The organism is Thermogemmatispora tikiterensis (genome assembly GCF_003268475.1).
Lineage (GTDB): Bacteria > Chloroflexota > Ktedonobacteria > Ktedonobacterales > Ktedonobacteraceae > Thermogemmatispora > Thermogemmatispora tikiterensis.
The window spans coordinates 2,962,295-2,985,419 of sequence record NZ_MCIF01000002.1 but is presented as its reverse complement, the minus strand read 5'-3'; the positions used below and the strand labels follow the sequence as shown (position 1 = coordinate 2,985,419).

Sequence of the window (23,125 nt, the reverse complement as noted above, 5' to 3'; positions counted from 1 at the left end):
GGGAGCCGGATCTGTCAGAGCAGTGCTAGAGCGGCGGGCAACAGGCTAGAGGAGCCAGGCCTGTTGCCCGGCTGCATCAAACTTCCGGACGAGGCGGCCACGGCCCGTGATCCTCGCCGTGATCCTTAGCTCCTGGCTCCTGCGGTGGCGGAGAGAGCGGACCTTCCTCCCTTCCTGGCAAGCCGAAAGGCCGATCGCTATCGAAGTACGAAAACCCATCGGGGGTCCTGGGAGCGGACTGTCCAGGCCAGCCTCCCTGGCGTCCAGGTGGTAGAGGGCCACCCATTGAGGGCGGACCCTGTCGATCTCCGCGGCTGGCCGACAGAATCTGCTCTGCTGCCTGAACAGCGGCCAGCGCCTGAAGACGCTGATTGCGGACTGACAACAGGAGCAGCGCGGTGCCCAACAGAGCCGTGAGCATCAGCATGGCTCCAAGAGCTGCCAGAGTGGTATCCCGGCTATCGCTTGTGGCTGGCGTCGGCACTTGGAGCTGGGCCGTTGTGGCTGGCTGTGCGACTGGCGTCTGCATCTCCGCAGGTGAGAGCGTTGGTGGCTGATGGAGAGCCAGATGCCACTGATTCTCCAGATGGGCCTGATCCTCACCGATAGCTGCCTGGAGGGCCTCATCGAAGGTCTGCCTGTTGCTACCAAGGAGCTGGAACAGATGCTCCAGCGCTGTTTTGCCAAAGGTGCGATACATATAGTCGACCAGATTCCAGCTCTCCGCATAGGCCAGATAGGCGGCATCGCTGTCGCTTGGGAAGCGTTCCGTGATCTGGGCCAGCGGGAGCAGCGAGTGGCTGCGCAAAGCCTCATTGAAGCGGTCGGTCATTTCCGGCTCGTGGTAGAGCTGGCAATAGACGGCCAAACCTTCGTCGAACCAGAGAGGGATGTTTGTGTCGTTAGAAACCGTCTGATGGAGCAGCAGATGGGTCATCTCGTGAGGCATATCGCGCGCCAAAGTTTCGTCTGTGAGACTGCTCACCATAAAGAAGGCCTCATTGAGGGGCGGGAAGGCTTCGCCTCCTACCCATTCGAATGTATCGGGAGGGAGGGCACTGCGGAAAGCGTCCTCGCTGCTGTAGACCCAGAGATCAAAGGCCTGGTGATAATGCAGACCCGTCACCTCTAGCAGGTGGTTCTCGTCGGTAACAGCGCGCGTGAGCAGAGCCTGGCCGAAACCGGGGGTCTCATTATACCAATGGAGGTGCATATATCCCTGAGTTGTGCTTTGCCAGCTAAAGCGCGTATCGGTTACAATAAAACTGACATATTTAGTTAAATGAACATTATCTAGAGAATCGCTAAGTTCCCAATAATAAGTGACTGTTGCTCCTGGCATAACGTAATTATTCCCGCTGGTATCCATGCGCCAGTGCAAGGTAATCGTTTTTGCGGCATTGGCTGTGACTCGCTCGGTATCGTCGACATCGAATAGTGGGATGGAGACATGGATATAGGCGACGACAATTGGCGCCAGGCTATCAGTAGCGCTCAATTGGAAATCGATGTAATTGGGGAAATGGACGCTCTGCGATTGGGCCATTACCGAGATCGGGTCTGCGGCCCGCTCGGCCAGGGCGGGGGAAGCCAGTTCTCCCCCTATCAGCAGCCAGGCAGCAGCAAGAGAAGAAAGAACTCTGACAAGCAACGGCAAGCGAGCATAGTGCACAAACATGTGGATATTGCTCCTTTGCAAGAGAACGGCCCAGGCTTCTATTGTCCCATGTATTGTACATGATTTATCTGGAGATGTGAAGCTATGAATTGGCAGAGCTTCTAGCGTGCATCATGGTCTATGGATCGGGATCTGTACGAGAGGATAGTGGGCATGAGGGTGGAGGGATTGGAGGGCATGGCCTGAAAGGGGGATAGCGGTAGGCAATTATCTTACCGTGTGCTATTGTGTCTACGTCCGATAGATTGCTGAGCAAAGCAAGCAGACATCATGTCTAGCATTCATGAGCAGAGGAAGGAGAGCGGAGCTGCAGGCTTGCCGTGCTGGTTGGAGCCTGTGGAGGGGGTGGGCCTCTCTCCCTGGACCGGCGTTCTGGCTTATTGACAGCCGGGCGGTGGTGTACAAGGAGTCTCATTGAGGGGATTGTGAACCGATGAGCAACAGTCAGTGGAAGCAGCCGTTCAACCGTCCTGAAGGAGCAAATTATAACGGTCACCAGCAAGAGCGAGCGCCGGGGAGCCTCTTACGCCGCTACGGTGAGCAGCCTACCAGCGGGCCATCCGCCGTATCGCCGCAGCCGTCAGGGCTGGGGCTGAACGTTCCCCCAGCGTCGCAGGCGGGCCATCCGGCCATGCCGCAGGGAGGTGGGGGAACGCCGGCGCCCTTACCGCTGCAGGCCAGTCCAAGCAATCAGGAAGGTCAACCGCGACGTACCGGCCTGCTTTCGGGGCGCTACAATAATTGGGTCTCTAACGTCTCCAACGTCGTACGTCGTTGGTCTGGCAAAGTGGTAGCTGTAGCCGGTACCATGGGCTTGGGCTCCCATTCCCAGGCAGCGCGTCCCCTGGTTCCCTCGCAGGCGCTGCGTTCCTCGACCCTGCCCGCTGGCTCTGGTGCCGGTGTAGGCCCGGGCCTTCTAGAGAGGCCAGCCCCCTCTGTCCAGCGCGGCGGCATCGATAAAACTCGGCCCTGGCGTCGCTCACGCACTCTGCGCATTTCCATGCTCCGGAGGCGGCGTCAGCGCCTTAAGAGTCGTCAGTTTGGCCCGCGGCGTGTGGTAACCGTGGTGGCCTCGGTGGTGGCCGTGCTCATCCTGATCTTTCTCTCGACGGGCGGAGCCTCGGCCTACGCTTACTATCAAGAGCAGTACCCGCGGGTACAGCAGTTAGCGAGCCAGCATGTCAGCCAGACCTCGCGCATCTATGATCGCAACATGAACCTGCTGTATCAGGCCTATGACACGGAGAGTCAGTACGCCGGGCGGCGTACTCCAGTGGCATATAAGGATATTCCGATGGTTATGCAGCAGGCAATGATTGCCGCCGAGGACCCCACCTTCTGGGAGAACGCAGGTTTTGATCCCCAGGGTATCCTGCGCGCTTTCATTGAGCATAACGGTGGCGGCAGTGGCTTGACGCAGCAGCTGATTAAGAACCTTACTCACGATGACCAATATTCCTATTCACGCAAGATTACCGAGGCGGCCCTGGCTATTGCCCTGACCCAGCAGTATCCCAAGTGGAAAATCCTGGAGATGTACTTTAATGTAGCGCCCTTTGGGGCTCAGGAGCTGGGAATCGAAGCGGCAGTCGAAGATTATTTTGATCTCAAGCCGCATTGCGATGTCCACTTCAACTGTATTCCGGGTATTCGCTATCTCGATGTAGACCTGAAAACGGGCAAGCATGATCCCCTGCTGGGGCTAGCGCGTGCCTCCTTCCTGGCAGGTCTGCCACAGAATCCCGACTACTATGACCCTTCCCTGGAGAAAGTTATCCCGGGTAACACCGAGCGGGCGCTGAACCGTCAGAAATATGTGCTCAACCAGATGATCAAGCTTGGTATGGTTGTAGATGGCGTGGGACTGGTTACACCCGAGGTAGCGGCGAAGGTCGAGGCCATCTCTGCCCAGTTCAAGTTCCATCCCTATGTCAACACCATTCGGGCTCCCCACTTCGTCTTCTGGGTCATCTCTCAGATTGAGAACGCTCTCGGCCACGGAGATATGCAGGCCGGTGAGGTGGCTTTCCTCACTGGCGGCTTCAATATTCGGACCACGATCGACGTCAATCTGGAAACCTTCGTTGAGAAGGCCATCGATCGCCATCTCGACCAGGTCGAGTGCCGCTATTTTTCCTACTATACTGGCTGTGGTCCCTTAAATACTGTGAACAATGTCAATGATGCCGCAGTGGTCGTCATGGATGCCAAAACGGGCGAGGTTCTGGCTATGGCTGGCAGCTCCGACTGGAATTCGAACAAGCCCCAGATCAAAGGGCAGGTCAACGCTGCGCTCTCACCGCGCCAGCCAGGCTCTTCTTTCAAGCCTATTGTCTATGCGACCGCCTTCCAGATGGGCTGGTATCCTGGCATTGTATTGCCGGATGTCAAGACCTACTTCCCATATAACAATCAGAACCCCGAGACTGACCCGGAAAACAATGCCTATCATCCAACCGATTACGGCAATACCTACCATAACTGGAATTCGACCATACGCGAGGCCCTGCAGAACTCCCTCAACGTGCCCGCTGTCAAGGCAATGGAGTTCACCGGTGTCCAGAACGTGATCACGATGGCGGAGCGCATGGGTATTACGGCCATCCGTGACTATGATCTGCCAGCCTGCCGTCAGAGCAAAAATAATCCGAATCTCACCTATCAGGATTGTTTCTTCCCGAGCCTGGCGCTGGGCACTGCCGAGGTGCCGCTCTTGCAGATGACGGGAGCTTATCAGGTCTTCGCCGATGGAGGGATGCATGTCCCGCCCCAGGGGGTACTCGATATCTGGGACAACTATGGTCACCATCTCTATCACTATGATACCAGCCATCCTCCAGCCACGCGCGTGCTGAGCCCTCAGATCGCTTATATGATTACCGACGTGCTTTCGGATGAGGCTGCCCGTGCCCAGGAGTTCGGCGGCGACCATACGCTGTCGATGTGGGACTGGCACCTGCCCAATGGTCAGGTACCCGATGTGGCTGCCAAGACCGGCACGACCGATAATTTCAAGGATAACTGGACCATCGGCTATACACCTGATGTAGTGGTGGGGGTATGGGCTGGCAACGCTGATAACGAGCCGTTCCGCGGCAACGTGATCGGTATTACGGGCGCTGCCCCTATCTGGCATAGCGTCATTGAGCGGGCCATGGGCGCTTGCAATATGGATGGTGCCAATATTCCTTGCGGCTCTTATAAGTCGCCGTATCATGACTACTTCTTTACGGCCCCACCGGGCGTGAAGAAGATGTGCGTCAATACGGTGAATGGGCTGCAAGGCAGCGGCTACTGCGACGTCATGCTGGATGATGAGTATCCGCAGCAAAGCGGCCTGCCGGCGACTACTTCATCGTCAACGGGAACGGGTGATACCACCGGGATGAATCAGGGCAATGGCGGCAACGGTGCTGCCACGCCAACAGCCACGGCAACAACCAATAATGGGGCCTCACCAACAGCCCAACCGTGAAGCTGCGTCTGGTCTGTTGAAGGCAAGGCAGCGATCAGGGTAGAGGAACGGGGTGGGCTGGAGTGACTCCTGTAGAAGAAGAAGAAGATCCAGCGGGTCCGCCCCTGCTAAGGGACGCCAGTCAGAGAGGCACCTTGCGGGAGGTGGACCCGCTGTTTGCCCGGCTGCCGCCAGACCGTTAGCGCGTTAGCGCGATCGACACCTGCTCGTTCTGCGCTGGGCTTGCTGGCCCTGGCCGGACCAGCGCCGGGATCAGCCGGGATTCGCCAACCGGCTTGCTCTCCTCTACTGGTTGACGCAAACCTGACGCGAGAGAGAACCCCAGATAGCCAGACTCGCGCAAGCCTGCGTCAAAACAGTGCCGTCGACCATGTTGGTCCAGGCGGGGAAGGCGCTGCCCGTATAGTAACTGGTGCAGTTTTCAGGATAGCATTGGCGTTCGGAGCCGCCAACTGTCGAGATGCGGATCGAGATGGCGTAAGGGGCATTGAGCCAGACGACTGCCCAGTTGGCCTGGCAGAGCGTCGAGTAGTAATTATAGAGCTGGCCGATCCATGTACCTCCTCCCTGGGGGCCGCCAGTCCAGATGTCGACCGTCGTGAGCGTGACCCCATTATTGGCGCTAGATTTGCCACAGGTTGTCGTGTATGGATCAGCTCCGTAGCACTCCGCTCCCTGGCAGGGAGGTGGATAGTAATGAGGCTGAACGCTCTGATCGCTGCTAATGCGGGCCTGAGCATGCGCGGTGGGCGAAGCAAGCAGTGCGGGGAAAAGTATCGATAGGATGACTAGTAGGGAAGAGAGGGGGATGATCAGGTTACGCTGAAGAAATAGCATTGGTGAGAACCTCCCCAATCTTGCTTCATGTGAGATTCAGTTGGAGAGATCACTTGAAAAGTGATCTCTCTGATACTTTAGTATATACATGCTGATTTGTCAATCTCAGCTTTGAGAGGCTCATAGCTATCTTCCAGTATGTGGGGCAAAGGGAGAGAGAGGCGCCCGAGGCTGACGGTCACCTCCCCTTGACAATCCTTTCTGCCGAGTGCTATGCTGTACTTGCAGTCTCACAAAGAGACTGCTAGCACTTATTTTGGCCTCATTGATGCCTGAGTAACCCGGCGAAGAATGGAGGGCCGGGGGGGCTGGGTAGAGCCAGAGATAGGGGCCTGTGAGCCGATGTCGATCCCGCTGAGTCCACGCAAACAAGAGATCCTGAGAGCGCTGGTCGAGGAATACATCCACACAGGCATGCCAGTGGCCTCCGAGACGCTCGTACGCAAGTATGGCCTCAGATATAGCTCGGCCACGGTGCGGCACGAGCTGGCCGGCCTGGAGGAGGCAAAGCTGATCTATCAGCCGCATACCTCAGCAGGGCGAGTGCCGACCAATCAGGGCTATCGTTATTTCGTCGAACATCTGATGGAGGAGTCGGCCCTCTCTTTAGAGGAGCAGCGACTGATCCGCCACCAGTTCTATCAAGTGCAGGATCAGCTCGACCAGTGGGTGCGCCTGACGGCCTCGGTGATGGCGCGGATGCTGCACAGCGCCGCTGTGATGACGCCGCCGCGGGCCAGCGTAGGGCAGCTCAAGCACTTTGAAGTTCTCTCGGTCTCCGATTATTCGGCTCATCTGGTCCTGGTAATGAGCGATGGCACAGTGAGGCAGCGGCGCCTGTTGCTGGAGACGCCTTACAAGCAAGAGGATCTGAGCGCCATCTCGACGCGTCTCAACAAGCTCTTCCAGGGAAAGAATGCTGCCGAAGTCATGGCGATCTTGGAGAAGCGAGGCTTCTCCCCGGTGGAGCAGCTGATCGGCACGGCCATCGCCCAATTGCTTGAGCAACACAGCCGTCTCGTCAGTGATCTCTTCTATCGTGAGGGTGTCCTCAACATTTTAGAGCCGCCTGATGGGCGAAGCCGGGCCGGCGATGAGGAGCGCCGTGAGCGTAGTCACCGCGCGCTGGAAGAGGAGCGGCGCGAGCGTGTCAACAAAGTGATCAAGGTGCTGGAAGAGAAGAGCTTTTTACCAGCCCTGGCCTCACACGTGCGCGAGTCCGATGGGGTACAGGTGATCATCGGTGGAGAGGATGAGTGGGATGAGATGAAGGATGTCAGTCTGGTTGTTGCTCGCTATGGGCGTGAGGATAAGCTCAGCGGCCTCTTGGGTGTGATTGGCCCCACACCCATGCAATACGGGCGGGCGGTGGCGGTTGTCCGCTATATGGTTGAGCTGATGAACGACCTGCTGGAGCAGGGCTATGGCCTGTGAGCGGGCGGCTGTAGCGCGCTATGGGGGGCCGCCACAATGGGCGGGTGACGAGCATACAGGCAAACATGGAGTGCTGAAGCGGTGGGGATGGGTTAGGGGATGGTCAGGTAGTTGGTTGATGGGGATGGGCTAACAGGGTGGGGGAAGAGGGTTGCCAGCAGTCATCTTCACTGATTCCCTTTCACTGCCTGTGCTCGTTCGCGGCCCCAGCCCTGGCGGGTAGGAGCTGGGCCAACATCAGGCTGTCGGTGTAGGCAAGTAGACCGAGTGATAGAGCTAGAACGGACAGGCGGCTCCTTGTGATCATCCTGCTGTTCTCTCCCCCGGCCAGCGCAGAAAATCTTGCGAGATTGTAGGAGGCAACTGTGCCACGAGTTATTGGCATTGATCTTGGGACGACGAACTCTTGTGTTGCTGTTATGGAAGGCGGCGAGCCGGTGGTGATCCCCAACGCCGAGGGCTCGCGCACGACGCCGTCTGTCTTTGCGGTGACGAAGAACGGCGAGCGGCTTGTCGGCGAGATGGCGAAACGGCAGGCCATTACGAACCCTGAGAATACCATTTATTCCATCAAGCGCTTCATGGGGCGCAAATACGATGATCCCGAGGTTGTGCGTGATCGCAGCCTCGTTCCCTATAAGGTGATCCGTGCCAGCAACGGCGACGCCTGGGTTGAGGTCCAGGGGCGGCAGTACAGCCCGCCGGAGATCTCAGCCATGATCCTCCAGAAGCTCAAGACCGATGCGGAAGCCTATCTCGGTGAGCGCGTGACACAGGCGGTCATCACAGTGCCAGCCTACTTCAACGATGCCCAGCGTCAGGCGACGCGCGACGCGGGACGCATCGCCGGCCTGGAGGTTCTGCGCATTATCAATGAGCCGACGGCGGCCTCGCTGGCCTACGGCCTGGATAAGAAGAAGGATGAGCGTATCGCCGTCTACGATCTGGGCGGGGGGACCTTCGATATCTCCCTGCTGGAGCTTGGCGATGGTGTCTTCGAGGTCAAAAGCACCAATGGCGATACCCATCTGGGAGGCGATGACTTCGATCAGCGCATCATCAACTGGATGGCCGAGGAGTTCCAGAAGGAGCATGGCATCGATCTGCGCCAGGACCGTATGGCCCTGCAGCGCTTGAAGGAGGCTGCCGAGCGCGCCAAGAAGGAGCTGTCCAGCTCGCTGCAGACGGAGATCAATCTGCCCTTCATTACTGCCGATGCCAGTGGCCCCAAGCATCTGATGGTGACCTTGACACGCGCCAAGTTGGAGCAGCTGGTGGAGGACCTGATTGAGCGCTCGCGCGGGCCGGTGATGCAGGCTCTGGCCGATGCCGGCGTGCGCCCCAGCGATATCCAGGAAGTGGTCCTGGTCGGTGGCCAGACGCGTATGCCGGCAGTTCAAGCCCTGGTGCGCCGGATCTTTGATCGCGAACCGCATCGTGGGGTCAATCCCGATGAGGTGGTGGCTGTGGGAGCCGCCATCCAGGCCGCCGTTTTGACCGGCGATATTAAGGACGTGTTGCTGCTCGATGTTACACCGCTCTCGCTGGGTATCGAGACGATGGGCGGCATCTTTACCCGCTTGATCGAGCGCAATACGACTATTCCAACGCGCAAGAGCCAGATCTTCTCTACCGCCAGCGACAATCAGCCGAGCGTCGAAATTAATGTGCTGCAGGGCGAGCGTGAGTTTGCCAAGGATAACCGCTCGCTGGGGAGCTTCATCCTCGATGGGATTCCGCCTGCTCCTCGTGGCGTGCCACAGATCGAGGTGACTTTCGATATCGATGCCAACGGTATTGTCAATGTCTCGGCTCGCGATAAAGGCACCGGGCGCCAGCAGAAGATTACGATTATGCCCTCCAGTGGCCTCTCTCAGGAGCAGATCGAGCGTATGATTCGCGAGGCTGAGGAGCACGCGGCGGAGGATCGCCGGCGCAAGGAGGAGGTCGAAGAGCGTAACCAGGCCGATAGCGCCGCCTATCGCGCTGAGAAGAGCCTGGCCGACCTGGGCGAGAAGCTCTCTCCTGAACAGCGCAGCGAGCTGGAGACGAAAATCGCTGAGGTACGCGCTGCTTTGGAGGGTGATGATATCGCGCGCGTCAAGGCTGCGCGCGAGGCGCTCGAGCAGAGCTTCTATCGTGTCAGTGAAGCCCTCTATCGTCAGGCGGAGAGCACCGATGGCGCTTCCTCTACTACCACAAGCGATGGGAATGGCCAGTCGCAGGGAACAACGCAGGACGATACCATCGAGGGCGAGTACAAGGAAATGTAGTTCTCTGACGTTAAAAGGACCTGTCGATGCCTGCTGGTAAACGAGATTACTACGAAGTTCTGGGTGTATCGCGCCACGCAAGCGAGGAGGAAATTAAGAAAGCGTTCCGCCGCCTTGCCAAGCAGTATCACCCGGACGCCAACAAGGAGCCAGGCGCTGAAGCACGCTTCATTGAGATCAATGAGGCGTACGAGGTCCTGAGCGATCCGCAGAAACGCGCGGCCTACGATCGCTATGGCCATGCCGGGGTCGGCAATGGCAGCGGAGCTGGTTTTGGCGGGTTCGGCGGTTTCAGCGACTTCGGCTCATTTACGACGCTCAACGACATCTTCGAGACCTTCTTCGCTGGAACGGCAGGTTCGCAGCGCCGAACGGGACCGCAGCGGGGCGCTGATATTCGCTATGAGCTGACGATTACCTTCGAAGAGGCCGTTTTCGGTTGTCAGAAGGAGATCGAGCTGCCTCGCTGGGAGACCTGCCCTCATTGCCACGGGAGCGGCGCTCAGCCAGGCACTTCGACAGCTCGCTGCTCCTCCTGCGGCGGTACTGGCGAGATTCGACGCGTGCAGCAATCGATCTTTGGCCAGTTTGTCAATGTGACTGTCTGTGAGCGTTGCCGTGGCGAGGGGCGGGTGATTACTACGCCTTGCGAGAAGTGTCGTGGCCAGGGGCGCGTGCGCAATAATCGCCGCGTGGTGGTCAATATCCCTGCCGGCGTGGACGATGGGATCAATGTGCGCGTGACTGGTGAGGGTGAGGTCAGCGCTCGTGGCGGTACGCCTGGCAACCTCTATGTGATTCTGACCGTTAAGCCTCATCCTTTCTTTAAGCGCCAGGGCAACGATATTATCTACGAGCTGCCGATCAGCTTTACGCAGGCGGCTCTCGGAGACGAGGTCGAGGTGCCAACGATCGACGGCAAGACGGCAACGCTCAAGATCCCGCCTGGCACGCAGAGCGGTCGCTCTTTCCGCCTGAAGGGCCTGGGCGTCCCCGTGGTTCACAGTAGTGCGCGTGGCGATCAGCATGTGATCGTGAAGGTCGTTACTCCTACAAACCTGACGCCCGAGATGCGTCGCCTCCTCGAAGAGTTCGCTCGCCTGGAGCGTGAGCAGAGCGAGCAGAACGATAAGAACATCTTTCGCAATCTCTTCGAGAAGACGAAGGACGTCTTTCAGTGATCCTCGAGGCTGCGCTTGCACTCGAAGGTCATCGTCGGCAGGCCAGGGAGGAGAGGGTGGGGTAGATCCTCCTCTCTGCCCTCCCTTCCAATGCGCCTCTGAGGCCAGCCTGGCCCGGTTTACAGCGAAGAGAGTGCGGCGAAAGCCTGGGGTGTGCTGATCTCTCTCGTCGGGGCCGGTGTGGCGCAGGGAGCAAACTCGGCCAGCACGGGCAAGTGATCACTGGCCTGGGGCCCTTTGACGCCATTGCCTTCCTCCACGACCTGGCAGGCGCGTAGCCGCGGCGCTAGCTCGGGGCTGGCAAAGATGAAGTCGATCCTGCCTGCGGGCATGAGCGCTGGACAGGTGAAGCCCGGCTCATGAGGGTGCAGGTGGCGGAAACAGTCGAGGTAGCCTGCACGCCGTAGCAAAGAGATGCTCTTGCGGGGCACATAAAGACCGGCCAGGGCATCGATGAACCAGCGTGCTGGCCGATTGCGCGAGAGATGCGCGAGGAGAGGTTGCAGCGGACGCAGGCGATCGGGCAGCACATAGGCAAGGTGGGGATGGCCATCGCGCTCATGGCTCTCTCCGCTGGGCAGAGTCTGATCCAGGTAAAGCACATAGCGCAGGAGCGCACTGGCGCGCAGCGCCTCACCAGGCGCCAGTGCATTGAAGTCTCCCATGAGCAGGTGAGGCTGACCATGTGCGGCGGCCATGATATCCAGGATAGCCTCAACCTCACGCTGCCGCAGGTGCTCTGCGGCCCGCCCTTTGTGAAAGCTGGCAATCAGGTGGGCTACAAAGACGGTCAGCTCGTTCCCATCCTCCTCGCGCACATGCACCTCTAGCACTGGACGAGTCAGCACTCCTGGCCGTACATGAACCCGGCTGGCAAGGACTGGTAGCCTGGTGAGGCAGGCCACCTGAAACTCATCGCCCGCTGTTGGATGGTCTCCCCGAATCAAGGTCATCTGCAGACGCTCTGCCAGTTCCTCAACGACAGCTTTCTCTGCCTCCCTGCGTGGATTCAGCCCCTCGGGCAGCCCAACAATATCAGGCTGAACGGCGCTGATCAGGCGTGCCAGTGGCTCTGTGCGCCGATCCTCTCCAGGACAGGGAGTCATACCACCGGCCAGAATATTATATGAGAGTACGCGTGTCATCTTCGTCAGTTTCAGTGCTTTTTGCGCTTTGCGGAACCTGTAAAGCAATCATGAAATGGTTGTTCGCCCGTCGCCGTCCTGTGCTCCCCGCCGGCGAACGGCAGCGGAGCGCACAGAGGGTGATCATGCTCTGCTCTCAGCCGCACGATCACTCGCAATTTAAAACGGTTTGACTGGGAGGAAAAGCACGCTCTGCGGCTAACTGTCTCCTGTATGCTTCCCTCTTCTGAGCGGCGAGCGAAGGGACTTGCGGCAACGGATAGCAAGGAGACGATCGCAAGGGAGGAGAGACGGTGTTCATCGACTTACGGAGAGCACCACACCGCCGATGCAGCAAAGAAGAGAGGATGTAAAACGCCAAAGGGGAGCACACAGCCGCAACGGTGGGCTGGCGGCTGGCTCCCCTTGTAGCGAGTGCCTGGCTGGTAGGGGGTGCTTTTCAGTGCCAGGTTACGCGCTCCAGCAAGTAGGCTGGCAGCTCCTCGATGGCCACACGCACCTGAGTCATCGTATCGCGGTCGCGCACCGTTACCGTCTTATCTTCCAGGGACTGGAAATCGACGGTGACGCAGTAAGGCGTACCAATCTCATCCTGGCGTCGATAGAGGCGCCCGATGCTGCCCGTATCGTCATATTGAGCCACCATCAGCCGGCGCAGGCGCTCATAGATCCCACGGGCCAGCTTCACCAGCTCCTCGTTGTTGCGCTTCAGTGGGAAGACGGCTACCTTCACCGGAGCGAGCATCGGGTGCAGATGAAGCACGGTGCGCGTTTCGCCGCTCTTGCCCTGGGGATCAGGTTGTTCCTCATAGGCATCCAGCAGCAGATAGAGGAAGGTGCGATCGACGCCACCGGAGGTCTCCACGATCCAGGGGATGTAGCGCTCCTTGGTCACCTCGTCGACGTAGCTCAGATCCTCGCCGCTATACTGGCTGTGGCGTGAGAGATCCCAATCCTGACGCCAGTGGATGCCCTCCCACTCCTGCCAGCCGAGGATCGTCTGATACTCGATGTCGAAAGCCTGGCGGGCATAGTGGGCCAGCTCATCGGGGCCATGTTCGCGCAGGCGTAGACGATCCTTGTGGTTGATCAAGCCGCGGTACCACTCGAAGCGGCGCTGTTTCCAATAGTCGAACCACTGCTGCATCTCGCTCGGATGGACGAAGAACTGCAGATCCCATTGCTCAAACTCGCGCTGGCGGAAGAGAAAGTTACCGGGAGTTACCTCGTTGCGGAAAGCCTTGCCGATCTGGCAGATCCCAAAGGGGATCTTCATGCGTGAAGACTTGACGACGTTCATGAAGTCCAGATAGATATTCTGGCAAGCCTCGCCACGCAGGTAGGTCTTCACGCGGTCGTCTTCGACCACGCCGAGGTAGGTTTCCATCAACAGGTTAAAGGTCCGTGGCTCCATCAGCTCGCCGCCATCGTTGGGGCACTTGCGCTGCTCCAGGTTCTCGGGTGGGAGGTGATCGACGCGGAAGCGCTTCTTACAGGTCTTGCACTCGACCAGGCGATCGACAAAGTTCTCGACATGGCCGCTGGCCTCCCAGACGCGAGGATGGGTGAGAATAGCACCCTCGATCCCCACGACATTATCCTGCGTCTGAACCATCGACCACCACCAGTAGCGGCGGATGTTATTGCGCAATTCGACGCCCAGAGGACCGAAGTCGTAGACGCCTGAGATGCCACCATAGATTTCCGAGTTAGGGTACACGAAGCCGCGCCGCTTACAGAGCGAGACAATCTTGTCAAGAGGGACAAAGGCTGTGTCGCTAGTCTGTTGCTGTTCAAGCTGAGTCATAGGCGAGTGGTCTCCTTCTCTGCAATAAAAATCGCCCCAGGCGTTCACAAACGCCAGGGACGAATATCGCCAATGTAAGCCGCCCGGGGCTGACCTCTCTCAGGCGATATGCGCGGTTCCACCCTGCTTCTTCGCGCTCTTCGTCCCTACCTGCCATCAGAAGGCAAGGAAGGATCGCAGTGCGAAGCCACTCATTGTTGACATACCGGCTCCGAAGCGCCCTTCACCGGTTCTGGATTGCCGGCCTTCCACCAACCGCCGGCTCGCTGTTACCCTCGACCGGTTACTCCTCTTCATCATCGCCGGTCTCGTTGTTCAGTTGGTCTACCTGTCCAGTCGCTTAATTGAATTGCTCTGCTATCAATCAGAGCTTCTGTGTGTCTGTAGTATAGCAGGGTGCGTCTGACGGTGCAAGAGGGCAGAACCGAACGGACCAGACGCTACCTGCCAAGGCCCCTTCCTACCCGGTGCTGACCGACTGGCAGGCTGGCAGGCTGGCTGGCATTCACCCCTCCGGCTCTGGCTGCTCGGGGCCGATTTTCCTTGCCTCCGATAACTGGCCCTGCTTGCCCCCTTCCTTCTTTCGTGCTACAATGAAACCATGAAACAAAATGGCTGTGCAGAGTCTCCTGGGCAGAAGAAAGTCCTTCATGTTGAGCAGCACCGTAGTCTGTTTTCTGGTAGCGCGTTAGAGAAAGGTTGAAATGGGCAAGAGAAACGTGGAGGTTGATCCTGAGATTCAAGAAGAGATAGAGGCATTTGCAAGTCGGTATCCATTTCCTCTTGACACCTTTCAGAAAGAAGCCATAGTACACCTCGCCCAGGGACGATCGGTGCTGGTGGCGGCTCCGACGGGGACAGGGAAAACGCTGGTGGCCGAGTATGCCATCTGGAAAGCCTGGCAGCGAGGTGCGCGCGTCATCTACACCACCCCCTTGAAGGCGCTCTCTAATCAGAAGTTCCGTGATTTACGAACCACCTATGGGCCGGAGGCGGTCGGTCTTGTCACTGGGGACATTGTGGAGCGGAGTCGGGCGGCGATTGTTATTATGACGACCGAAGTCTATCGCAACATGCTCCTGGAAGAGGGGGCTGAGGACGGCCCTTCCTCGCTGACTGATGTGGCCTATGTTGTCTTTGATGAGCTGCATTATCTCAGCGATCCTGAGCGTGGCCCCGTCTGGGAGGAGGCCATCATCTGCTCACCTTCTCATGTACAGCTTGTCGGTCTCTCGGCGACGGTCAGCAATGCCCAGGAACTGGCCGATTGGATCAGTCGCGTACACCGCCCTGTGGCCCTGGTTATGCACGAAGAGCGAGCTGTGCCTCTGGAGCATTACTACTTTCTCGATGGCAAGTTGCATCTTGTCCAGGACGCTGCGGGACGGCGTGTAGAGCGCTTCCCCAAGATTGGAGGGGAGGCGCGTCTGGCGCGGCGCTATACTTTCATGCGGGATTGGGAGGGAGCTGAGGAGGAGGAGCAAGAGGAGAGAGCAGCTTCCGGGACAGCTGCCGGCGAGGGGCAAGAGGCTACCTCCGTGGCCACAGCGACGGAAGCTGCGGTCTATGACCATCCTCAGGAAAAAGCTCGCTCTAAGCACAAGCGGGCACGTCCGCCGTTCCGACGGGCGCCCGAGCCTGGCGAAGTTTTAACAGCCCTCCGCGATGCTGATCTCCTGCCGTGTCTCTACTTTCTCCCGGGGCGGCGAGCCGTTGAGGAGGCAGCAATGAGCGCGGCGCGCCATCTCTTCACCACGCCACAGGAGCAGGAACGCATCCATGAGGAGATTAGCGTCTGGCTAGAGCAGCTGCCGCCCGAGGACCGTAATTTGCAGCAGGTGCATGCGCTTGTCAACCTCTTGCCCCGCGGTTTAGCTTTTCACCATGCCGGTCTCCTGCCGGGCCTGAAGGTGCTGGTGGAGACCCTCTTTGCTCAGGGCCATCTGCGGGCGGTCTTTGCCACCGATACTCTGGCTCTGGGTATCAATATGCCTGCTCGCTCCGTGGTAGTGGGAAGCCTGAGCAAGTTCGACGGCGTAGAGATGCGCCTTCTGACCCCGAACGAGTACCGCCAGCTGACCGGGCGAGCTGGTAGACGTGGTATGGATGTGCGCGGAGCAGCGGTCATCCCGTACTCTCCCTGGGAGCCGTTTGAGGAGGCCTTTGCCCGTATCACGGATGAGCTTCATCCGGTCTACAGCTCTTTCGTGATTCGTTACAATTCGATTCTCAACCTCTGGCGCGAGGGGGATATCGGGCACCTGCGGCGCATCTGCGCCTCTAGCCTGCGCGAGTATCAGCGCTATCGGGCCTGGGAGGAGCAGAGGCTACGCTTCGTTCAGCAAGTAGAGCGCCAGCTCCGTAAGGGGCGCAAAGTCAGCCCCAAAAAGCTCAAGGCTGCAGAAGAGACAGCACGTGCCCTGGAGCGCAGTCAGCGGCGGCGTGGCCAGCTCCAGCTGAGTCGTGAGGGGAAGGAAGAGCTGGAGGGCACGGTCTTTGTCCTGCGCTCCTTGGGTTATATTGGGCCCGACGACCGGCTGACCCTGCGCGGGCGCCTGCTGCGCAGTATCTTCCATCCGGCGGGCATCCTCATTGTCGAGCTGATCATGGATGGCATCCTGGATGAACTGACGCCCGCCGAACTGGCGGAGGTCTGTAGCTGGTTCACCTTTGACAACGACCGGCGCCTCTACAATCGTCATGTACTCAACTCGCGGCTGAAGGAGGTGCGGCGCGAACTCAAGCAGGTCGAGAAGCAAGTCTGTGAGATGGAGGAGACAGCCGGGCTCTCCCTGACGCCGCGCATCGTTCCCGAGTTTCACGGCGTGGCCCTCTCCTGGGCACGCGGAATGTCTCTCAACGGACTCTTGCGGCGCATCGATCTGGCCGAGGGCGATATTCTGATGTTACTCAATCAGACCATCGACCTGCTGCAGCAGGTGCAGGGAGCGATTGGCCAGCTGCTGGATGCACGCGACCTCTGGTCCGCAGTGCTGAGCTGGCCGAACGACGGCGCTGGTCTCAGCCGCAATACTCTCAAGCAGGTGCGGCGTCAACTCGCCGAGCAGCAAGAGCAACACGAGCGCCTCTCGCGCCTACGTCCCTTGTTTGCCCAGGCCAGTGCCTTGCTGATGCGGGGCATCATCCTGCAAAGTCGCACGGTACCCTCGATGGTAGCACGCATCAATGGAGAAGAGCTGCCGCTGGATGCCGAAGAGGATAGTGATCCTCACGAGGCTCTTCAGGATCTGATCGAAGAGGCCTAGGCAAGACAAGAGTCAACAGGGGAGAGACGCAGCCGAGCGGGCCCGTTACGAACGCTCTGGCCGCAGGCTGCAGCTGTCCCATCCTGTCACTGTGCAGGGCAGGCAGGTGGGGGGTGAGTGGCAGGCACAATGGATAGCCAGAATGAGCCACGCGGCAGGCGTCTCCGCAGCTCTGTCCGGGGCGATACACCGGTTCTCTTCTGAGGACAGCTCGGGCCCGTGTAGTCGCTACGGCGGTCGGGCGCGCCCTCCTATTCTTTCTCGTAGGTACCTGTTGGCTATTGACTTTTAGCAAAGTAAAGTGTATAAATATATGACGATTTGAAATGGGTTTGCTCGGCAAGTTTGTGGACAAAGGGTCTGGCTCCATCATGTCTTTGATCGACTGGCAGTCATTAATTACTCTCCCCTTATGGAGGGTAGACTGTTCATTCTACAGGTGGGGTGGACCCGGTGTCTTGCCCGAGGAAGAAGATTTTTTCCTCACCCCTGGAAACAGGGGTGGGGAATTTTTTTATAGCCTCAGCCGGGGCAGACCTCATCTCGTGAGCAAACAAGGAGGAAGCTCTCGCTCGCTCCGTTTCATCGTTCCCAGCTGAAAGGAATGGAGCACTGACAAGCGTATGACCAGTCAACAGGTTGTGCTGAAAGGCTAGCTGGAGGACAGCATGAATCAGGTAATTACGCATCCGCCTGGCTCACTTGAGCTGATCAGCGGAGATTTCAAGGGGAAAGATATTCTTTCTCTTGATCAATTTTCAGCTGCCGATCTCTATAGAGTCTTCGCGTTAGCGCGCGAGATGAAAGAGTTGGTTCTTGCGAGTCAGCCTTCTCAACTGCTTGCTGGTCAACTCGTAGCCCTGTTGTTCTATGAACCCTCCAGCCGGACCTTCGGCTCTTTTGCGGCTGCGGTCAAGCGGCTTGGCGGGCAGACGCTGGATATCCAGAATCCCGAGGTTGTCAGCTCAGTCTGGAAAGGGGAGTCGTTTGAGGACACGATTAGCGTCTTCGGGGCCTATACGCAGGCGATTGTCCTGCGCCATCCGCTGCCGGGCGCGGCCCAACGGGCGGCGGAGGTGGCCAATGTGCCAGTGATTAATGCTGGCGATGGCAACAATGAGCACCCCACCCAGACGCTCCTCGACCTCTTTACGATCTATGAGCAATTTGGGCGTCTTGATCATCTGAAGGGCCTGCTGGCCGGTGATCCGCTCAACAGCCGTACCCTGCACTCGCTCATCCGTGGCCTGGCCCTCTTTGAGGGCAATACTGTCTATCTCCTGTCACCCGAAGCGCTGCGTCTTGCGCGCGAAGATCTGCTCGCGCTGAGGGCTCGTGGCATCGAAATCGTAGAGATCCACAGTGAGCGAGAAATTCCTACTGACTGTCATTTCTGGTATTGGACGCGTATTCAGAAAGAACGTCTCTCATCTCTCGATGACTATCAACAACTGGCTGCTGCTTCGTTCCAGGTGACACCGGCGTTACTGGCTGAGCGTGCCAATCGCGAGATGATTCTGATGGACCCCTTGCCGCGTGTTGGGACGATCGATCCTGCCGTCGATAGCGATGAGCGCGCGGTCTATCTGCGTTCCCAGATCAGAAACGGTTTGTACACCCGCATGGCCTTGCTGGCGTTGATTCTGGGGAAAGCGTAGTGTCGTTGAAAGGACTTCCTGGATGCAGCAGAACATGGTAGATCGAACATTTCTGGTTGCGGAGAACCTTGCCGATCTCTCTCGTTTTGCACTTGATACCGGTGCCCGCCGCGGGAAGCTGGTGCTGGAGGATGGCACGATCTTTGAAGGCACGTCCTTTGGCTATGAGGCTTCCATTGCCGGTGAAGTCGTGTTTTGCACGGGGATGGTTGGCTATCCAGAGGCGATGACCGATGCCTCCTACGGGGGCCAGATTCTGGCCATGACCTATCCCCTGATTGGCAACTACGGGGTGCCGCAGTCGGAGTACTGGGAAGGTGAGCGCATTCATATCGCCGGACTGATCGTATCCGACTATATAGACACACCCTCTCACGCCCAGAGCATCATGAGCCTGCGCTCCTGGCTACAGCAGCAGCAGGTGCCGGCTCTGGAAATCAAAGATACCCGTCTCCTGACGCGGCATATCCGTACGCATGGGACGATGCTGGGCAAGATCGTTCTCGACGATGAGGATCTGCCTTTCTATGATCCGAACCTTGACAATCTGGTAGCGGGCGTCTCATGCCGGCAGGTTGAGCGTCTGGGCGAGGGCGATCTAACTATTGCCTTGATCGATTGTGGCACCAAGCACAATATTGTGCGCTCGCTGCTGAGACGCAATGTGCGCCTCGTCCGCGTCCCCTGGGACTATAACCTCTTTGACCAGGCCAGTACCTTTGAGTTCGACGGCATCGTGATCTCCAATGGGCCTGGCGATCCGAAAACGGTTCAAAAGACGATCCAGACTATTCAGATCGCCCTGGAGCGAGCGATCCCGATGTTGGGCATTTGCCTGGGCCATCAGCTCCTGGCCCTGGCCGCCGGCGGCGATACCTATAAGATGAAGTTCGGGCATCGGAGCCAGAATCAGCCATGTCTGCTGAATGATAGCAAGCGCTGCTTTATCACAACTCAGAATCACGGTTTTGCGGTTGGAACCTTGCCACCAGGATTTGCTCCCTGGTTTATTAATGGGAACGATGGTACCAACGAGGGTATGATCCATCACGAGCTTCCCTTCTTCTCTGTGCAGTTCCATCCAGAGGCAAGGCCCGGTCCAATGGATACCGATTGGATCTTTGATCACTTCCTTGCTCGCGTTCGCATCGAAAAGGAGGCTCGCGGCTGACAATGAAAAAATTGCGCAAGGTGCTGGTCCTGGGCGCCGGGGCACTCAAAATTGGGCAGGCCGGAGAGTTCGACTACTCCGGCTCCCAGGCCCTCAAAGCGCTGCGAGAAGAGGGGATCTCAACGATTCTGGTCAATCCCAACATTGCGACCATTCAGACCTCCAAAGAGCTGGCCGACCAGATCTACTTTCTGCCAGTCACACCCTTCTTTGTAGAGCGCATCATCGAGAAGGAGCGCCCCGACGGTATCCTCCTCTCTTTCGGAGGACAGACGGCGCTCAACTGCGGTGTCGAACTCTTCAAGAGCGGTGTTTTGGAGAAGTATCAGGTCGAGATTCTGGGCACGCCCGTCACGGCCATTATTCTGACAGAAGATCGCCAGGAATTTGCCGAACACCTGCATAAGATCAATATCCCGACGCCGATTAGTAAAAGTGCAGAATCACTGGAAGAGGCGCAGGAAATTGCTCAAACCATTGGCTTCCCGGTCATGCTGCGGGCTGGCTTCGCTCTGGGTGGCCAGGGGTCAGGGATTGCTCACAATATGGAAGAGTTGCGGCGCATCGTGACCAGTGCCCTGGCCTTCTCTCCGCAGGTACTGGTCGAGCAATATCTGCACCACTATAAAGAGGTCGAGTATGAAGTTGTCCGTGATGCCTATGATAATTGCATCACGGTCTGCAACATGGAGAACATGGACCCGCTGGGCATCCACACTGGCGAGTCGGTAGTGCTCGCCCCCAGCCAGACGCTCACGAATAGCGAGTACCATACCCTGCGTTCGGCGGCAATTGCCATTGTCAGGAGCCTGGGCATCGTTGGGGAATGCAATGTCCAGTTTGCCCTCAATCCGCGCACGTCCGAGTACTACGTCATTGAGGTCAACGCGCGCCTCTCGCGCAGCTCGGCTCTGGCCAGCAAAGCAACCGGCTATCCGCTGGCCTACGTCGCTGCCAAGCTGGCTCTGGGCTATGCGCTCCCCGAGCTGACCAATAAGGTTACAGGTGTGACGCAAGCCTGCTTTGAGCCGAGCCTGGACTATGTGGTGGTCAAGATCCCTCGTTGGGACCTCGATAAGTTTAAGGGTGCCGACCAGACCATCGGTACCAGCATGAAGTCCGTTGGCGAAGTGATGGGGATTGGGCGCACCTTTGAGGAGGCCTATCAGAAGGCCATCCGCATGCTGGACCTCGGGCTTGAGGGGGCGACCTCAAAGCGGGTCTTTCTGGGGGAGGAGAGCGAGGCCGCGATTATCGATAAGTATCTCTATACGCCCACTCCCAAGCGCATTTTCGCTCTGCCAGTGGCGATGCGCAACGGCTTCTCGATCGAGAAGATCAGCGATATTACGGGCATCGATCCCTGGTTCCTGTACCGCATTCAACACATTGTAAAGCTGGAGGAGGAACTGGAGCGCGATCACGAGCTGACCGCGGCTCGTCTGCTTCTCTTGAAGCAGGCTGGCCTGTCTGATAAGCGCATTGGCGAACTAACTGGCAAGACGGAGCTGGAGATCCGGGCGCTGCGCCAGCGCTACGGGGTCCTGCCCTCGGTTTTTCAGATTGATACCCTGGCGGGCGAGTTCCCGTCGGACACAAACTATCTGTATATGACCTATAATGGGCAGCATCACGACGTCGAGCCGCTGGGCCAGGAAGGCGTGGTAGTGCTTGGCTCCGGCCCCTATCGCATTGGCTCCTCCGTAGAATTTGACTGGAGCAGCGTCAACACGGTACAGGCCCTCAAGAAGTACGACAAGCGCTCCATCGTCATCAACTGCAACCCCGAGACAGTCTCTACCGATTACGACATGTCGGACCGTCTCTACTTTGAAGAGCTAACCTTTGAGCGCATCGCCGACATCTGCGACTTTGAGGACCCTTATGGGGTCATTGTCTCAGTAGGTGGCCAGACTCCCAATAACCGGGTCAAGGCGCTGCATGACTACGGCATTCCCATCCTGGGCACCTCTGCCGGGCACATCGACCAGGCTGAGAATCGCTCGAAATTCTCGCAATTGCTGGATGAGCTGGGCATTCGTCAGCCGGCCTGGGATACCTTCGAGACCATCGAAGATATCCTCAGCTTCGCCGAGCGCGTTGGCTATCCGGTCCTGGTACGCCCTTCGTACGTGCTCTCTGGCAGTGCCATGAATGTCTGCTACACTCCTGAGCAACTGGAGCGCTACACCAGGTATGCGGCTGCTGTCTCGCCCGACCATCCGGTAACCGTCACCAAGTTCTTCCAGAAAGTCAAGGAGGTCGAGCTGGATGCCGTCGCCCAACGAGGCGAGATCAAAGCCTTTGTAATCTCGGAGCATGTGGAAAACGCTGGGGTGCACTCCGGCGATGCGACGATTGTGCTGCCTCCCCAGACTATTAATGCTGAAACATTGCAGCGCATCGAAGAAGCGGGGCGGGCTATTGCACGCGCACTGGAGATCACTGGACCATTCAACGTCCAGTTCCTGGCCAAGGATAACCAGGTCTACGTGATCGAAGCCAACCTGCGTGCCTCGCGGACCTTCCCTTTCATCTCGAAGGTCACAGGCATCAATCTGATCGAGTTGTTTGTCGATGCGCTCTTCCAAAAGGAGATCGCGCCCGTCACCATGCCCTCCCTCACCTTTACGGCGGTGAAGGCCCCACAGTTCTCCTTCTCACGTCTCACAGGCGCTGATCCCTTGCTGCGCGTTGAGATGGCCTCGACGGGTGAGGTGGCCTGCTTCGGCGAGGACCTGGAAGAGGCCTACCTCAAAGCGGTGATTGCTACCGGTGGGCATATTCCTCAGAAGGGCATCTTAATCAGCATCGGCAGCGAAGAGAAGAAGCAGAAGTTCCTGGAGACGGCCAGGTTGCTGGCTTCTCTGGGTCTGCCGCTCTATGCCACCGAGAAAACCTGCGCTTTCCTGCGTCAGCATGGCATCGAGGCGGAGATGCTCTTCAAGATTCACGAGCAAAGAGAGCCTAATGTTCTCTCTTACTTTCGAGAGCGCAAGATTGATCTGGCTATCAATGTGGTTGACAACTATGTGATGAAGGAGGTTGATGATAATTATACAATACGTCGTGCGGCAGTTGATTATAATATTCCTCTGCTGACCAAGGTGAAGCAGGTGCGTCTGTTCGCGCGGGCCATCGTCAACAAGGATCTGCGGACGATTCCCATTAAGGCCTGGAATGAGTACTGAGGAGCTGTG

General features: G+C 58.1%; 12 protein-coding genes. 8 read left to right on the top strand and 4 right to left on the bottom strand.

What is annotated here, in order from left to right:
- Positions 1–76: 76 nt before the first annotated feature.
- Positions 77–1,678: a peptidase MA family metallohydrolase gene (locus A4R35_RS11990; protein WP_112429654.1), complete on the bottom strand. Its 1,602-nt coding sequence runs from the start codon at positions 1,676–1,678 to the stop codon at positions 77–79.
- A 433-nt stretch (positions 1,679–2,111) separates the two neighbouring features.
- Here A4R35_RS11990 and A4R35_RS11985 point away from each other — a divergent pair, with 433 nt between their 5' ends.
- Positions 2,112–5,153: a transglycosylase domain-containing protein gene (locus A4R35_RS11985; RefSeq protein ID WP_112429652.1), complete on the top strand. Its 3,042-nt coding sequence runs from the start codon at positions 2,112–2,114 to the stop codon at positions 5,151–5,153.
- Positions 5,154–5,438: 285 nt separating this feature from the next.
- Here A4R35_RS11985 and A4R35_RS11980 read toward each other — a convergent pair whose 3' ends face one another.
- The gene (locus A4R35_RS11980) at positions 5,439–5,990 is read right to left on the bottom strand and encodes a hypothetical protein (protein WP_112429650.1); all 552 of its coding nucleotides are present in this window, start codon (positions 5,988–5,990) and stop codon (positions 5,439–5,441) included.
- Between the two features lie 342 nt (positions 5,991–6,332).
- On the opposite strand from A4R35_RS11980, the gene hrcA reads away from it, so the two are divergent.
- From hrcA to dnaJ, 3 genes are all read left to right on the top strand, one after another.
- Positions 6,333–7,424 carry a heat-inducible transcriptional repressor HrcA gene (gene hrcA / locus A4R35_RS11975; protein WP_151727380.1) on the top strand — a complete coding sequence of 364 codons (1,092 nt, stop codon included), beginning with the start codon at positions 6,333–6,335 and terminating at the stop codon, positions 7,422–7,424.
- Positions 7,425–7,789: 365 nt separating this feature from the next.
- A complete protein-coding gene (gene dnaK, locus A4R35_RS11970) occupies positions 7,790–9,697 on the top strand; it encodes a molecular chaperone DnaK (RefSeq protein ID WP_112429646.1) in 1,908 nt (635 codons plus the stop codon).
- A 26-nt stretch (positions 9,698–9,723) separates the two neighbouring features.
- Positions 9,724–10,878 (top strand): molecular chaperone DnaJ, encoded by a 1,155-nt coding sequence (gene dnaJ, locus A4R35_RS11965; protein WP_112429644.1) that lies wholly within the window; start codon positions 9,724–9,726, stop codon positions 10,876–10,878.
- 119 nt (positions 10,879–10,997) lie between these two features.
- On the opposite strand, the gene A4R35_RS11960 is transcribed toward dnaJ, so the two are convergent.
- Together A4R35_RS11960 and A4R35_RS11955 are read right to left on the bottom strand one after the other, a co-directional pair.
- Positions 10,998–12,023: an endonuclease/exonuclease/phosphatase family protein gene (locus A4R35_RS11960; protein ID WP_112429641.1), complete on the bottom strand. Its 1,026-nt coding sequence runs from the start codon at positions 12,021–12,023 to the stop codon at positions 10,998–11,000.
- Between the two features lie 439 nt (positions 12,024–12,462).
- Complete coding sequence (locus tag A4R35_RS11955) at positions 12,463–13,830, bottom strand: glycine--tRNA ligase (protein WP_112429639.1); 1,368 nt, start codon at positions 13,828–13,830, stop codon at positions 12,463–12,465.
- A gap of 704 nt (positions 13,831–14,534) precedes the next feature.
- Here A4R35_RS11955 and A4R35_RS11950 point away from each other — a divergent pair.
- The 4 genes from A4R35_RS11950 (at position 14,535) to carB (ending at position 23,116) form a co-directional block, all read left to right on the top strand.
- Positions 14,535–17,096 carry a DEAD/DEAH box helicase gene (locus tag A4R35_RS11950; protein ID WP_112429637.1) on the top strand — a complete coding sequence of 854 codons (2,562 nt, stop codon included), beginning with the start codon at positions 14,535–14,537 and terminating at the stop codon, positions 17,094–17,096.
- A gap of 668 nt (positions 17,097–17,764) precedes the next feature.
- On the top strand, positions 17,765–18,754 hold the full coding sequence (gene pyrB, locus A4R35_RS11945; RefSeq protein WP_112429635.1) for an aspartate carbamoyltransferase: 990 nt from the start codon (positions 17,765–17,767) through the stop codon (positions 18,752–18,754).
- 34 nt (positions 18,755–18,788) lie between these two features.
- The gene (carA, locus tag A4R35_RS11940; RefSeq protein WP_112434155.1) at positions 18,789–19,925 is read left to right on the top strand and encodes a glutamine-hydrolyzing carbamoyl-phosphate synthase small subunit; all 1,137 of its coding nucleotides are present in this window, start codon (positions 18,789–18,791) and stop codon (positions 19,923–19,925) included.
- 2 nt (positions 19,926–19,927) lie between these two features.
- Complete coding sequence (gene carB / locus A4R35_RS11935) at positions 19,928–23,116, top strand: carbamoyl-phosphate synthase (glutamine-hydrolyzing) large subunit (RefSeq protein WP_112429633.1); 3,189 nt, start codon at positions 19,928–19,930, stop codon at positions 23,114–23,116.
- The last annotated feature ends 9 nt before the right edge of the window (positions 23,117–23,125 follow it).